At 61.1% G+C, this 14,828-nt stretch carries 8 protein-coding genes, 1 pseudogene and 1 riboswitch; of the genes and pseudogenes, 6 read left to right on the forward strand and 3 right to left on the reverse strand.

Annotation, left to right across the window (positions count from 1 at the left end; all coding sequences use genetic code 11):
* Window positions 1–24 precede the first annotated feature (24 nt).
* Together ACZ41G_RS02805 and ACZ41G_RS02810 are read left to right on the forward strand one after the other, a co-directional pair.
* Window positions 25–2,146: pseudogene (locus tag ACZ41G_RS02805) on the forward strand (GmrSD restriction endonuclease domain-containing protein).
* A 145-nt stretch (window positions 2,147–2,291) separates the two neighbouring features.
* Window positions 2,292–4,568: a hypothetical protein gene (locus ACZ41G_RS02810; RefSeq protein WP_464145826.1), complete on the forward strand. Its 2,277-nt coding sequence runs from the start codon at window positions 2,292–2,294 to the stop codon at window positions 4,566–4,568.
* A 110-nt stretch (window positions 4,569–4,678) separates the two neighbouring features.
* Here ACZ41G_RS02810 and ACZ41G_RS02815 read toward each other — a convergent pair whose 3' ends face one another.
* Both ACZ41G_RS02815 and ACZ41G_RS02820 read right to left on the reverse strand, forming a co-directional pair.
* Window positions 4,679–5,545, reverse strand: a complete 867-nt coding sequence (locus tag ACZ41G_RS02815; protein WP_464145828.1) for a Bax inhibitor-1/YccA family protein — start codon at window positions 5,543–5,545, stop codon at window positions 4,679–4,681.
* A 19-nt stretch (window positions 5,546–5,564) separates the two neighbouring features.
* Complete coding sequence (locus tag ACZ41G_RS02820) at window positions 5,565–6,527, reverse strand: DMT family transporter (protein WP_464145830.1); 963 nt, start codon at window positions 6,525–6,527, stop codon at window positions 5,565–5,567.
* Window positions 6,528–6,598: 71 nt separating this feature from the next.
* Window positions 6,599–6,688: riboswitch (TPP riboswitch) on the forward strand.
* Between ACZ41G_RS02820 and ACZ41G_RS02825 the strand changes: the two genes are divergently transcribed.
* Window positions 6,680–8,317 carry a bifunctional hydroxymethylpyrimidine kinase/phosphomethylpyrimidine kinase gene (locus ACZ41G_RS02825; RefSeq protein WP_464145832.1) on the forward strand — a complete coding sequence of 546 codons (1,638 nt, stop codon included), beginning with the start codon at window positions 6,680–6,682 and terminating at the stop codon, window positions 8,315–8,317. (Overlaps the previous riboswitch by 9 nt.)
* A gap of 149 nt (window positions 8,318–8,466) precedes the next feature.
* Here the strand turns inward: ACZ41G_RS02825 and ACZ41G_RS02830 are convergent, their stop codons facing one another.
* Window positions 8,467–9,150, reverse strand: coding sequence for a GTP pyrophosphokinase (locus tag ACZ41G_RS02830; protein ID WP_015450243.1), 684 nt, complete (start codon window positions 9,148–9,150; stop codon window positions 8,467–8,469).
* A gap of 147 nt (window positions 9,151–9,297) precedes the next feature.
* Between ACZ41G_RS02830 and miaB the strand changes: the two genes are divergently transcribed.
* From miaB to ACZ41G_RS02845, 3 genes are all read left to right on the forward strand, one after another.
* Window positions 9,298–10,761 carry a tRNA (N6-isopentenyl adenosine(37)-C2)-methylthiotransferase MiaB gene (gene miaB / locus ACZ41G_RS02835; protein ID WP_412171097.1) on the forward strand — a complete coding sequence of 488 codons (1,464 nt, stop codon included), beginning with the start codon at window positions 9,298–9,300 and terminating at the stop codon, window positions 10,759–10,761.
* Between the two features lie 109 nt (window positions 10,762–10,870).
* Entirely contained in the window at window positions 10,871–11,926 is a 1,056-nt protein-coding gene (gene miaA / locus ACZ41G_RS02840; protein WP_464145835.1) for a tRNA (adenosine(37)-N6)-dimethylallyltransferase MiaA, read from the forward strand.
* A 59-nt stretch (window positions 11,927–11,985) separates the two neighbouring features.
* Entirely contained in the window at window positions 11,986–14,814 is a 2,829-nt protein-coding gene (locus ACZ41G_RS02845) for an FtsK/SpoIIIE family DNA translocase (RefSeq protein ID WP_464145837.1), read from the forward strand.
* The last annotated feature ends 14 nt before the right edge of the window (window positions 14,815–14,828 follow it).

The following is a 14,828-nucleotide window of genomic DNA, read 5'->3' on the forward strand; positions in this document are numbered from 1 at the left end:
AAGCCGCGGCAAGGGGGAGGCACCATGGCAATCAGCGCGTCGGAAGAGCCGCTGGGCAGAGTATTCACATCGGATTATCGTCTGTCCATCCCATCATTCCAACGGGCATATTTCTGGCGCCCGGGCAACGTCCTTCAGCTGCTCGACGATATCCGTTCAGCATCCCAGACCCCGAACACCCCCGTACTTCCTCGGTTCGCTCATCCTCGTCCACGACGAGGGCAACGCATACGAGGTAATCGACGGCCAGCAGCGCCTGGTCTCCCTGACCATCATCATCGCCGCCATGCGCGAACTCGAAGACGACCCGGCTCTTTCACGCGATCTGACGAATCTCATCATCGATCCGGGCGACCGGCTACGGCATATCGACACCGCCCCCAGACTCACACTGCGCGAACGGGACGCCTCATTCTTCGCATCCTACGTTCAGGAAGGCAATCTCGAATCCCTGTTCGACCTGCGCGATATGGATATGGAAACGAACGCGCAGCGCAACATCCACGACAACGCGCAAGCTGCTTATGACGCGTTAGCCGGTATGAAGCCTGAAGAGCGGCGTACGCTGGCCTCCTACATGGTCAACATGGTGACGCTGGTCATCGTTTCCACGGATGATTTGCAAGGCGCCCATCGCGTATCCGACGTGATGAACATGCGCGGCATGCCGTTGACGGTGTCCGACGTGTTCAAAGCCAAGGCCGTCGCCGCGATTGACGAGCCACGACGTGACCTGTACGCCGCGCGTTGGGACGACATTATGGACCCGCTCGGAGACGACCCGGTATCCTGCGAGAGTTTCTTCAGGGATCTCCATCTAATCGTCTCCCGGAAAGTGGAATGCTCACGTCTGATCGACCAGTTCCTGCAAGACGTGCTTGACCCATGCATCAGCGGCGGCGACAAAGGTAACACATCGGTTCCCGGTTTTATCGATGACATCCTGTCGCCGTACGTGCGCGCATGGCGTGTGCTGGAACGGCCGACGGATACGCTACTGCCCGCGGATGTCATTGCGGCGATTGTCGCGTTGCGTGATTATCCGGATGATGACTGGAAACCAATCGCGATGTGGGCATTGGTTCATTCCATTCGCAATCTGGGCGACAGCGACGCCGTCGTGTTCCGCCCATCGTCAGCACATGCGAAGCCTCGTGGCGGTGCCGACAACGAGACCGCGCTCGAACTGCACGACGTGGACCGTCTGCTGCAGATCCTGCGGGCGACCGAACGCGCCTGGGGAGTGGACTGCCTCAATCGGGCCACATCACTCGACCGTCGTCGCCGTGCCGCGACAACCGTCCGCGATCTGGACAAAGGCATGGCGCCGACCGCCGTGCCCGGCCTGACCATCGACCAGTCTTCTGCCCGCCGCGCGCTGATCCGCTTGCGCGGAGAAATGCCCAACGACCCATCGTTGCCGCGTCTGCTGCTTATCCGTGCGAACGTGCAGAGCAACGGTTTCGCCATCGTCCGCCCGCGCAGCTTGCAAGCCGTGCGGATCATGCCCGAGCCGACGGGTAAAGACCAGTTGGAGGACGGCTGGACCCAAGCCGACTTGGAGTACTGGTCGGATCGGCTGGGCAATATGGCGCTGAGCCAAACGAACAACACGAAATTGGAACATGTGACATCCTTCCGCGAACGCCGCGACCGGATGCTCACCATGAGCGCGTCCAAACGTTTCCCACTGACCCGCCAACTGGAAGACATCGTCACCTGCACGCCGCAGACGCTTGCCGGTCGGCAGCAGGAGACAGTCGAGCTCATCGCCCAGTACTGGGGGATTCCGTATGACCATCAGGAAATCCTGCCGGCGTCCACACAGCCCGATCAGCATGTGGCCGATGAACCTGACGAACCGCGAGTGAGGACTTCACGCCGGGTAACCATCGCCGCGGTATTGCGCGCCGGGCTGCTGACCGCAGGCGAACAGCTGGAATGGAAACGGCCACGCAAAGGCGAACTGTGGAAAGCGGAAATCACACCGCAAGGCACAATGCGTCTGGAAAACGGCACGGAGTACACCACACCGACCGCGGCCGCCCGCGCGGTAGGCGGCGGCAGCCAAGGGCTCAACGTGTGGAAACGCAGTGACGGCACCAGCTTGGCTGATATCTGGAAGCAATACCGTATGCGCGGCTGAGCCCCCGAATCCCGCTTTCGCCAGGTCGCCCGCGGCGGTGTGCGGCGAATCTGTGCCGACTTCAGATTCCGTGGCGTCCAAAGGCACGGCATGGGCTAGGGTTGGAAGCGATTGATGATGATGGTTGCGGAGGGACATTGAGCAGATGAGCGTCATACGATATTGCCCGCATTGCGGTTCTGAGGTCTTTTACGACGGGGATATCTGCATGAATTGCGGTGGTACGCTCGAAGGTCCGGACCCTCGTGGATCCGACATACCGACGCAGGCGATTCCGCGCCGCATACAGCCTGCGTCGTCGTATGACGCCCAGGAACAACCTACGCGCCCGATTTCGCGGCGCGAATACATCCAGCAGGCGCAGATGGCAGCCATCAACGGGTCGGCTGATCTCGCCGCGCTCGCCGCGTCCGCCCATTCGGTCATTCCACACGCCAAAACGCGTCCGGGTGCTGCACAGAGTGCAATCGGAACGGTTGATGGAGTGCATTCGGACGTCGCTTCGGGGAACGCTCAAGGGGATGCACGCGAAAATGGCCAATCGTCAGACCGCGCGGGGCAGGGGTTGTCCGTCTTAGGGGAAGCCGATACGTCGGCTGCGGAGCCTGCACAGACCGAAACCGCGAAGAAGGACTACCATTTCGCGCTCGATTGGGCGTCGGACACGTGGGGAATCCCGTCGCTGCCGGAAGGAATCTGGAGTCTGAACACCGACAATGCCGAAGGGCAATCCGCAACGTCGTCGCAACAGCAATCCGACCGTCAGCCGGTTGCGCAATTCCCAGACGAGGCTGACAACGCGGCCGACGATGTATCAGATGCCGAGCACACCAATCACACCGATGAAGACGATGCTTCCGGCGGCAACGACATACCCGGCACGGGTGATACCCCGAATACCGTTCAGGACTTGAACGATGACAATACGGAAGGCGGGGAGGAGCCGACTGCACAGAGTAAGGCGGGCACAAAGCCACAAACCGTACAGACCCCGGACCTTGCGGGAAACCCCGACACCGCGGAAGTCTTGGAGCAATCGCAAGCCACGGAACAACCGGAAATTACGGAACAACTGGAGCAGCCGGAAGCGGTGGAAAGCTCGAAGGCTTCCAGGACGACTGAACAACCCCAACCGCAAGCCGCAGCAACCATAGAAACCGCGCAAACCGCACAAGCCGCGCAGGATTGGAAGAAGATCTCCCCGTCCAGCGGTCATACGCCAGACGATGAGGAATCCTCTTCGCCCGTCTCGGCGCAACACCCGTCAATCGAACAGGTGTCAGCCGCGCAACCCGCGCAACCGGATGATGCCCTGACATCGGATGAGCGGGTTGAAACCCCATCCGATGCACCGTCATTCGACGCGTCGTCTGATGTCTCATACTACGACACACAGGCGCCCGACGCACAGGAGTCTGGCAGCGACGAACCGACCCAGGTCATCGATCGCGATGCCATCGGTACGGAAACCGGCCCGTTGCCGTACAATATCCCACCGGCTGAAATGACGGAACACACCGCGGCGATCTACGAGTCCACGAATGAGTTCCCGTTTGCATTCGAGCAATCCGGCGGGGGAGAGGCGCGCGCGGAAGAGCCGTTGCCGTCTGACGAAGCCGACACCACCGGGCAGCTTCCTGTCGCCGAGAAGCCCGCCGGCGACAATGAAGCGACCGTCGCCGTCCCCGCCGACGCGAATCAGCCCGCCTACCGGCCCAACGGCGAAGCACCGCAGACAAACCGGAATGCGGCAAGCAGCCGTGTCAAGGCCGCACGTTCGGCGGAATCGCCAGCAGCAGGCAAAACCGCGACCTCGGCGCGCGCCGCGATTATCATCGTGGTCGTTGCTGCGCTGTTGGTGTGCGCGGGTATCGTGTTCGCGCTGACACGCCATCATGGCACATCGGCGACCCAACCAACGGCGAGCGCTACGGCTAGCGCCTCAGCGCCTGCATCCTCGTCGGCTGGGGCATCGGCATCGTCATCGGCTTCGTCGTCATCGCCATCCGCAGCCGCCACACCGTCTCCGGCGGGCGTGTACACGAATGATGCGATGGGGTACCGGGTGTCCATCCCCGACGGCTACATCTGGCATGAGGAAACCGATAACGGCGCGACACGAACCTTCACCGACGATTCAATCGGCATGACCATCAAGGTCTCCGGCGCATCGAATACGACTGGTGCTACGGTTTCGAGCGAATACTCCGCCTGCGCTTCAGGCCACAGCGTGTCCTACCATCTGTTGTCCGGCGACATCATGGTGTGCAGTTATGCGGAGAACGGCACCATCACATATGTGAAGGAAATCGTCACCCAGCAATCGATTCTCACGTTGCGTTTCGATTATGCGCAGTCCGCTCAGGAGAAGGGGGCGGCGGTGATCGACGAGGTGTTCCCGACCTTCGTCTCGACGCGCTGACGCATGCACACGTGACTATGATTCGGGCCCGGTCCCTGATGAGGGGACCGGGCCCGAATGCGATCATCATACGTGTTGTGCGACGTATGCACCGCACAGCACGGCAATCCTTAGTCGCGGCTGCCGAACAGACGCAGCAGATACAGGAACATATTCACGAAATCAAGATACAGATTCAACGCGCATACGATTGACAGGCTCTTGATTGCTTCAGGCTGTCCGGCATACTGCGCGAACAGGACACGGGTTTTCTGCGCATCGTACATGGTCAGCCCGGCGAAGATGAGCACGCCGATCGCGGAAATCACCATGATTCCGGTCGAACCCGGAGCGACGAGCATGATGAAGAATTCGCCGACAATCAAAGTGATGAGCGCTGCCAGAAGAATGGGACCGGCTTTCAACAGACTGGAACGCATGGTCAGCGACAGCATGGTCAACACGAAGAAGAACCCGGTGCACAGCGCAAGAACCGTTCCAATCGAGCCAATATCGTAAATCATGAAAATTGAGCTCAACGTGAAGCCCATCAACGCGGCATATAGGTAGAACAGCACGCGTGCGGCCCCCGCCTTGAGATTCATCGCACGATTGCCAATGGCGATGGCCATGACAATCTGCACGAGCATCAGACCAATCCATCCTAGACTGCCGGTGGCCGCCAGGAAGCTGTTGAGCAGTCCAAAGGTCTGGGTGAGCGCCGCCACCACGGCTGTTACCGCGAGACCGGCAGTCATTTCGGCGTAGGCACGGATCATTGAGGTCCGTTCCGCATGTTCGGTGACTGACGCGACCTGGGCGGGAATGGCCGAAGCTGGGGCTACATATCCTGCGCTCGCGCCGGCGCCGGCAGGGGACTGATAGTAGACGGCCTGTGGCTGCGCGGTCGGCTGGCCATGCTGCGGCTGTCCCTGTCCGTCGGCCTGGTATTGGATGTGTTGAGGTGAAGGATTCTGGGGCTGCTGATCGTAGGTCATGATTGCTCCTTTCTTGCGATTATTCTATGGTCTTTTGCTGGGAATCATCTGGAGAAAATCGTCTGATCAGATGTTCCGGATCAATCTGGGCGAGAATCGTGCCGAGGAAAATCATGGCACAGCCCACATATCCGCGTCCCGACATCGTCTCATGCAAAATCAGCGCTCCGCCGACAGCTGAGAAGAACGATTCCAACGACATAATCATCGACGCCTGCGAAGGCGGAACATACCGTTGCCCAACCACCTGGAGCGTATACGCGACGCCCACCGACATGATGCCCGCGTACGCGAGCGCGCCCGCACAGGCCAACGCACCTTGCCAATCCACCTGGTGCAACACCAATGTCGACACCCAGCTGAGCAGCGATACCACCAGATACTGGCCAAGCGACAATGCAATCGGATTGAGCCTGCCGCCCACCCGATCAATGACGAGAATATGCGTGGCATACAACACCGCGCTCGCCAGCAGCACCAGATCGCCCACACTGATGGTGCGGATGGAGTCGGTGACGCACAGCAGATAGAACCCGACTATCGACACAATAATCGCCAGTACGGTGAGCATGTGGATCCGCCGATGCAGGAACAGGAAACCTAGCACAGGAACCAGCACGATATACAAGGCGGTCACGAATCCGGAATGCCCGGCGGACATGCTCAATTGGACCCCGTATTGCTGCGAGGTGGCGCCGGCCCACAAAATCAGCCCGCACACCGCAGACCATACCGCAAGTGTGCCGCGGCTGGCGTTCGGGGACTGCCGCGTTGCCGCGCGCCCCGCCTGAATCCTTGACATCACGACAAGCACGGGCATCAGCGACACAGCGCCCAAAGTGAATCGGATCGCATTGAAGAACATCGGGGAAACCGATTGCATGCCCTGCACTTGGCTGACGAAGGCGAATCCCCAGATCAGGGATGTCAGCAGCAACAACGAGCTGCCGACGATACGGTGCCGTTTCTCATTCTCTTGCATGATTCCAGCATATCCGAACCGAGCGGACGTGTGCAGGGCGGCATTGACCGTGGGGTCGGCTATGGTGGATTGCCGGTGACACGGGGTGCCGACAGGCTGAGAACACACCCGTTGAACCTGATCTAGTCAGCACTAGCGAAGGGATGTCCGGCATGAGTGAGCCACAATACCAGCAATCAAATGAAACCCCACATGCCAGCGGTGCCATGGCGGTGCTCGCGCAATTGGAGGCCGCGGGGGAGCGTGCAGCAGACGCGCCATCCCGGCTGAGAGTCCTGTCCATCGAAGGCTCAGACCCGATCGGCGGCGCCGGAACTATGGCGGACATGAAAGCGTTCACCGCACAAGGAGTGTTCGGGTATGCGGCCATGACCAGCGTCCTCGCACAGAACACTCAGGGCGTGACCAGCATCGTGAACATGGAGCCGGACTTCCTTGTCACCCAGCTGAACGCCGTCAGCGACGACGCGGTCATCGACTCAATGAAAATCGGCATGCTGGGCACCCCGGAACTCGTCGAAGCGGTCAAAGGGTGGTTGTCTGCGCTTGAAGCACGGTACCGCGCCGAAGGCCTGCCCAAACCGGTCGTCGTGCTCGATCCGGTCATGTACGCCAAATCCGGCGATGCCCTGCTCACCCCGCAAGCCGAACACGCCTTGCGCAGCATCATTACCATGGCGGACATCATCACCCCGAATGTGCCGGAACTCGCCGCACTCGCCGACGCCGACCAGCCGGCCGCGGATATCGACACGCTGGAATCCATGGCACACGAGGTATGCAAGCGCTATGGCGTCGCCGTATACGCCAAAGGCGGTGCGCTCGCGCTCGCCGGTGGCGCGTCAAGCACTGACATCCTCGCCGAACCGTCCGACGGGCAGGGCGAGGTGCGCACCACGCGTATCGAAGGCCGTGCGGTGCGCACCCACAACGTCCACGGTACGGGGGACACCCTGTCGAGCACGCTCGCGGCGCTGCGCCCGCAATGCGACACGTGGGAGCAGGCGGCTCGCCGCGCGAAGACATGGATGAACGGGGCGATTGCCGCCGCCGACCGGCTGCATGTCGGCAAAGGGCATGGTCCTGTCGATTTCACGTGGAGGCATGCGCCAACCGGTATGCGGTTCAGCGCCGACTATTGGAACCGCGTGCGGCCGATCCGCGAGCGGATTCACGGCATGCGCTTCATCACCAGCATGGTGGACGCCACGCTGTCATTGGAGGACTTCGCGTTCTACCTGCATCAGGACGATATCTATCTGACGGATTACACATCGCTGCTCGCCCTTGCCTCCTCGCGCGCCGACCGGCTGGACGAGCGGGTGTTCTTCGCGCAGGCGGCGTCCGGCGGCGTGGATTCTGAAGTGATGTTCCACCACGACTGGTTCGTCAAGCACGGATTCGACCCGTCGCCGGTTTCCCGTTCCGAAGTGACGGCAGCCTATATCGGACACGAGCATCGGGTCGCTGACAGCGGTTCGTATGCGCGGCTCGCCGCCGTAGTCATGCCGTGTTTCTGGCTGTACGCCGCGATGGGCAAGGAAATGCGCGAGCAGGTGCGCAACAAGCATATTGATGTCGACACGCATCCCTTCGGCGAGTGGATCCGCATGTACTCCGACCCGGAATTCACCGAGAGCACGCTGCGCGAGGTGCAGATCTGCGACCGGCTGGCCGCCGAAGCATCGATTGACGAATATGAGCATATGATGCATGCGGCGCTCGTTTCGTCGGAGCATGAATTCCGCTTCTTTGAACAAGGACTGACCAGACCTGCGCTGGGATTCTAGGATATTTGGGGTCTCAAGGCCTTGAGACCCAGGGGTCCGGCGCCCCCACGATGGTATTGACATTCTGCGCCGGGAAAGAACATCTGGTGCGCCTTGTCGGCAAGCGGGGTGCACCAGATGTTTCGGGATTCTGCGCAAGACGCGAGAGGTCAGGCCTGCGGAGCCTCCTCAACACGCGGGGCCCCGGTGATATCGCGGTGAATGCCCTGCATTTGCGCTTCGATGTTCTGCAGACTACGCGCGCAATCGAGCAGGGTTTGCGAGTGTTCGGCGAGTTTGGCGTCGGGCAGGTCGGATTTATAACGCAACTGGTGTTCAAGGCTCGCCCAGTAATCCATCGCGATGGTGCGGAACTGCACTTCGACCGGCGTGTAATGTGCCCCGGAGGACAGGAATACCGGCACGGCGTAAATCACGTGGAGACTGCGATAGCCATTCTGCTTGGGGTTCTTGATGTAATCCTTGACGCGCAGCACCTGGATATCCGATTGCGCCGACAGGTAGTTCGAAACCGAGTACACGTCATCGCGGTAGTTGCAAATCACGCGGATACCGGCGACATCGAATAGGTTGTCTTTGATTGACCGGGTGTTGATTGGCAGTGATTTGCGTTGCAATTTGCCGAGGATGGAATCCACCGATTTCAATCGCCGTTCCATATGATGGATCGGATTGTGGGCGAATCGCACTTGGAATTCGCTGTCAAGGATTTCCAGCTTGGTGCTGATTTCGTACATCGCGCCTTCATATACCTGCATGAGGTCGATGAATTCGGTAATCTCCTCCGCAGGAAACTGTTCGCCGAGTTTCAAATCGCCCAGCCGCGCTTTCATCTCTCCAATATTGATGCGGTTATGTCGGTCAAGTATCACGATTGACCATGATAGCGTGAGGTCCCCGGATGTGTCGGATTCCACGGCGACATGCCGGGTGTTCGGGCACGCCGGCGGTGTGCCGACCGGACGATACAATCGGCGGTTATGGATGAAGCGATGATGACCGAGGCGGAGCGCGCCTCGAGACCGGCTGCCGGGCAGTCGGGGAATGTTCGGCCGGACGGCCGCGGCAAGGGTGTGTTCTATATTCATACGCTCGGCTGTCAGATGAATGTGCACGATTCCGAGCGTATCGCAGGCGTGCTGGAGCAGGACGGGTATGTGCCGGCGAGTGAACGCCAGATCGCGCGGCATGATTTCGATCTTGTGGTCATGAACACCTGCGCGGTGCGGGAGAACGCCGCCGAACGCATGTACGGCACCATCGGACGCTGGGCGCGCTACAAGCATGCGAATCCGCGCGTGCAGATCGCAATCGGCGGATGCATGGCCCAGCTGGACCGCGAGCGCATCGCCAAACGGACCCCGTGGGTCGATGCGGTGTTCGGTACGAAAAGCATTGCCTCACTTCCGCGTCTGCTTGACCAAGCGCGCGCGACCGGCGAGCCGCAGATCGATGTCGCCAACGACCTGACTTATTTCCCGAGCCAGTTGCCGGCTGCCCGTTCCTCGCGTATCTCCTCGTGGGTGTCGATTTCGGTGGGGTGCAACAACACGTGCACCTTCTGCATCGTGCCGACCACCCGCGGCCGCGAGCATGACCGGCGCCCGGGCGATGTGCTCGCCGAGGTGCGCGAGTGCGTGGCCAACGGCGCCAAAGAGGTGACACTGTTGGGGCAGAACGTCAACTCGTACGGCTACGGGATGGGGGACCGGTATGCGTTTTCCAAGCTGTTGCGTGCCTGCGGACAGGTCGAGGGGCTGGAACGCGTCCGGTTCACCTCGCCGCACCCCGCCGCATTCACCGACGATGTCATCGACGCGATGGCCCAGACGCCGAACGTCATGCACCAGCTGCACATGCCGTTGCAATCGGGCTCCGATCGTGTACTGCGCGCCATGCGGCGTTCGTACCGTACGGAACGGTTCTTGACCATCCTGTCCAAGGTAAGGGAGGCGATGCCTGACGCCCGTATCTCCACCGACATCATCGTCGGATTCCCCGGGGAGACCGAGGAGGATTTTCAGCGCACGCTCGACGTGGTCGAACAGGCGCGGTTCTCGACCGCCTTCACCTTCGAATATTCGCCTCGCCCGGGCACCCCGGCCGCCGCGATGGAACAGATTCCCAAGCAGGTTGTCCAGGAGCGCTTCGACCGTCTGCTCGCTCTTCAGCAACGGATCACGCAAGAGGAGCTTGACAAGTTCGAAGGGCGAGATGTGGAGGTCATGATCACCGGGACCCATGGCAAGAAGGACGATGAGACGCATCGGGTCACCGGCCGTGAGCGGACCGGGGCGTTAGTGCATATCGGCGTGCCTGAAGGCTGCCCGCAGCCGCAGGTCGGTGATTTTGTGACGGCGACCGTCACCCACGCCGGTGAGCATAATCTGATTGCCGACCCCGATCCGCAGGCGGGACAAACCTATCGGGTCCGTCGCGGCTGAACACCGGTGCCGGGCGTCCCACGGCGTCTGGATGGGTTGAGTACAGTGGTGGAGAGAAACGACAGACATGGAGGCATATATGCTGCAGGCGGACGGCGAGAGTGAACCGATGGAAGAACTGAAGGATTCCGGGTTGTCGGACCGCTGCGAGCAGTCGCCAACTGTATCCGCAGGGGCTTCGGCCCCGCGTGTCGTTTCGATTGTCGGCCCGACGGCGTCAGGCAAGACCGGATTGGGCATCGCCATAGCGAAAGCCCTCGCGGAACGCGGCGAGCGCGCGGAAATCGTGAACGCGGACGCCTACCAGATGTACCGGGGCATGGATATCGGCACGGCGAAACCTACCCCTGAGGAACAAGCCGAGGTCCCGCATCATCTGCTTGACATCGTCGACCCGGATGACACGATGAGTGTCGCCCGGTTCCAGACGCTTGCCCGCGAGTGTATCAACGATCTGCAATCGCAAGGCATCAGGCCGATTCTGGTCGGCGGTTCAGGCCTGTACGCACGCGCTGCGATTGACGACATCTCCTTCCCCGGCACCGATCCCGAGGTGCGCAAGCGTTTGGAACAGCGGGAGCGCGAGGAAGGCGCCGCCGCGCTGTTCCAAGAGCTCAAGGCCAAGGATCCCGAGGCCGCGGCTCGTATGGACCCGCATAACCCGCGGCGGACCGTCCGCGCGCTTGAAGTCATCGAAGTGACCGGACGCCCGTATTCGGCGAGCTTGCCCCGCTACCGTTACGTGATTCCCAGCGTGCAGATCGGGCTTGATTTGCCGCGGCGCGAGCTTGACGACCGGATCATGCAACGCACCCAGTCGATGCGTGAACATGGATTCGTGGACGAAGTACGCCGCTTGCGCCCGCATCTGGGCTTCACCGCCGGGCGGGCGCTGGGCTACCAGCAGATTATCGACTATCTGGACGGCATCTGGGACGAGGATGACGCGTTCTTCGATATCGCGCAGAAAACGCGCAGGCTCGCCCGCAAACAGATGGGATGGTTCGGCCGCGACCCGCGCATCCATTGGCTTGAGGCACTGAACCCTCAGCTGCTGGATAACGCGATGGCGATTATCGATCACGCGGACGCGGGGGAGTATGACGCGATTGACGCGCATGCCGACGAATACGTCCAGCACCATCTCGGTGACATCCAGGCGTAAGAGGCCGAAGCTGTCCCGTTTCAACGATGTGACCGCCGGACGCTAGAATCAGAGTCGCTATGGCACGAACCACATCCTCATCCTCTTCACAGGAGCACAAGACATCAACCCGCCGCAGGTCGAGCGGGTCATCGAAACGTACCGGTACGGAAGATACGGCACGCACCCGCGTATTATCTGACGACGAGCGTCTCGTCGGTGAGGAGCCGCTGTGGAAGAAGCTGCTGCTCGCCATTCCGCGCGGTTTCGGTGCTGCGGTCAGGGCGCTCGCCGGCGTCGGCGAGTATGACCCGATGTACCGGCGTGACGGCCTGTGCTTTGTGATGGTGGTTCTTTCGGTGCTGTTCTGCGCTTCCGAATGGTTCCGGGTCAACGGGGCCTTGGGACGTTTCCTGCATACGCTCGCCGCCGGCACATTCGGTGTGATGAGCGTTGTACTTCCTGTGTTCCTCGCGATTGTGGCGTTCCGTCTGATGCGCAATGCCGGCAAGGATTCCGACAATCCGCGTGTGGTGACGGGCTGGGTGTTGCTGCTGTGGTCGATTTGCTCGATCATCGATGCCGTCGTGGCGTCCGACACCCACGGTTTCGATCTGTCGGTCCTCGAGAATGCAGGCGGTGTGTTCGGCTTCCTGCTGGGATCGCCGCTCGCATGGGGGCTGTCGAAGGTGTTCGCGGTCATCGTATTCGTGATTGTCGCCCTGTTCTCGCTGCTGTTGATTACACGTACCCACGTCCAGGATCTTCCTGACTGCTTCCACGCGTTGGCTGATCGTCTTGGCGGCGGCGCGGATCGTGACGACGATCAGGATGAGGACGATGACGAGCAGTATCCGAACGAAGTTCGGGTCGGCGATGGCGTCATGCAGATGGCCGAAGGCGTGCCCGCCCATGACGGTTCCGATGATGACGCTGAGGCGCAGCCGGAGCACAAGCCGGGATTCTTCGCCAGGCTGTTCCGTCGCAAACCCAAGCCGGACAGCGACGATCGTCTTGACGAATACGCTGGTGACGAGGCCTTCTCCCATGCGGCCAAACAGCATGGTGAGGCGGCTGAAACCCGTTTGGGCGCCCCGCGCACGGTGTCTTCGGGCGTCTCCCCGATGGCTCCGGACGGCACCGGCATCTCACAAGCGGTCGACGACCATGCCCAGATGCCGGTAGCTCCGGCCATCGTGCCCACCTCGCGTGTGTCGGTGGGGAATGACCCGTGGGCCGCTATCGCGCAGAGCGATGCGCGAGGCGACGGCACACAAACCGCTGGTGCCACCGATCCGGAAGGAACCGGGGCATACGGGACGTCCGAAGGACAGACTGACGAGGGCGCCGGGCAGACGGGCGGCCAGACGCCCGCCGAGCCCGACGAGAGCCGGCCCTATCAGCTGCCAGATCTCGGCATGCTCGTCAAAGGCAAGCCTCATGCGATGCGCACTCCGGCGAACGACAATGTCATCCGCGCGCTGACCGACACGTTCCAGCAATTCAAGGTCGACGCGAAAGTCGTCGGCTTCCTGCGCGGTCCGTCCGTCACCCAGTACGAGGTCGAGCTCGGACCGGGTGTCAAGGTCGAGAAGGTCACCAATCTCCAGCGCAATATCGCCTATGCGGTGGCCAGTTCCGACGTGCGTATCCTTTCGCCGATCCCCGGCAAATCGGCGATCGGCATCGAGATTCCGAATATTGATCGCGAAATCGTGCATTTGGGCGACGTGCTTCGTTCGGACAAGGCACGTAACGACCCGAACCCGATGCTCGCCGGCGTCGGTAAGGATGTCGAAGGCCATTTCGTCACCGCCGACCTGACGAAAATGCCGCATCTGCTGGTCGCCGGCGCGACCGGTTCAGGTAAGTCCAGCTTTATCAACTCGATGCTCATGTCGATTATCATGCGCGCCACACCGGAGCAGGTGCGCTTGATTCTCGTCGACCCCAAGCGCGTCGAATTGTCCGCGTATGCCGGCATCCCGCATTTGCTCACGCCGATCATCACGGATCCGAAGCATGCCGCTCAGGCGCTGGAATGGGTGGTCAAGGAGATGGACGCCCGCTACGACGACCTCCAGTTCTTCGGCTTCCGCAACATGAAGGACTTCAACAAGGCCGTGATGGAAGGCAAAGTGCATGCCCCGGCCGGCTCGAAACGCAAGGTTGCCCCATACCCGTACCTGCTGGTGGTTGTCGACGAGATGGCCGACCTCATGATGGTCGCGAAGAACGATGTCGAAAGCTCGATCCAGCGCATCACCCAGCTGGCTCGCGCCGCCGGCGTGCATCTGGTGCTCGCCACCCAGCGTCCGTCGGTCGATGTGGTTACCGGTCTGATTAAGGCGAATATCCCGTCTCGCTTGGCATTCGCGACCTCGTCGGCGACGGATTCGCGCGTGATCCTCGATACGACAGGCGCCGAGACCCTAATCGGACAAGGCGATGCGCTGTTCCTGCCGATGGGACAGGCGCGTCCCATTCGTGTGCAAGGCTCGTGGGTCGGGGAATCCGAGATTCGCAAAGCGGTCGAATTCGTACGCACCCAACGCAAACCGCATTATCGCGAGGACATCGAGCAGATGGCCAAGGAGGCGGACAAGCATACAGTCGACCCGACCGAAGACATCGGTGACGATATGGATGTGCTTCTGCAAGCTGCCCAGCTGGTGGTCACCACCCAGTTCGGTTCGACGTCCATGCTCCAGCGCAAGCTGCGTGTCGGCTTCGCCAAGGCCGGGCGTCTGATGGATTTGCTTGAATCGCGTGGGGTTGTCGGTCCGTCCGAGGGGTCCAAGGCCAGGGAAGTGTTGGTCCAGCCGCAGGATTTGCCGCAGGTACTCGCGTTCATTGAAGGCAAAACCGATTCGATTGTCTCGGGCGTAGGCTCCGATGGCGAGGCGTAATCGCCGGAGAGGAT

This window comes from Bifidobacterium porcinum (assembly GCF_055378475.1).

Coding starts and splice junctions, on each gene's coding strand:
- ACZ41G_RS02810 (WP_464145826.1), top strand. CDS start 2,292: ATGAGCGTCATACGATATTGCCCGCATTGCGGTTCTGAGGTCTTTTAC.
- ACZ41G_RS02815 (WP_464145828.1), bottom strand. CDS start 5,545: ATGACCTACGATCAGCAGCCCCAGAATCCTTCACCTCAACACATCCAA.
- ACZ41G_RS02820 (WP_464145830.1), bottom strand. CDS start 6,527: ATGCAAGAGAATGAGAAACGGCACCGTATCGTCGGCAGCTCGTTGTTG.
- ACZ41G_RS02825 (WP_464145832.1), top strand. CDS start 6,680: ATGAGTGAGCCACAATACCAGCAATCAAATGAAACCCCACATGCCAGC.
- ACZ41G_RS02830 (WP_015450243.1), bottom strand. CDS start 9,150: ATGAAAGCGCGGCTGGGCGATTTGAAACTCGGCGAACAGTTTCCTGCG.
- miaB (WP_412171097.1), top strand. CDS start 9,298: ATGGATGAAGCGATGATGACCGAGGCGGAGCGCGCCTCGAGACCGGCT.
- miaA (WP_464145835.1), top strand. CDS start 10,871: ATGGAAGAACTGAAGGATTCCGGGTTGTCGGACCGCTGCGAGCAGTCG.
- ACZ41G_RS02845 (WP_464145837.1), top strand. CDS start 11,986: ATGGCACGAACCACATCCTCATCCTCTTCACAGGAGCACAAGACATCA.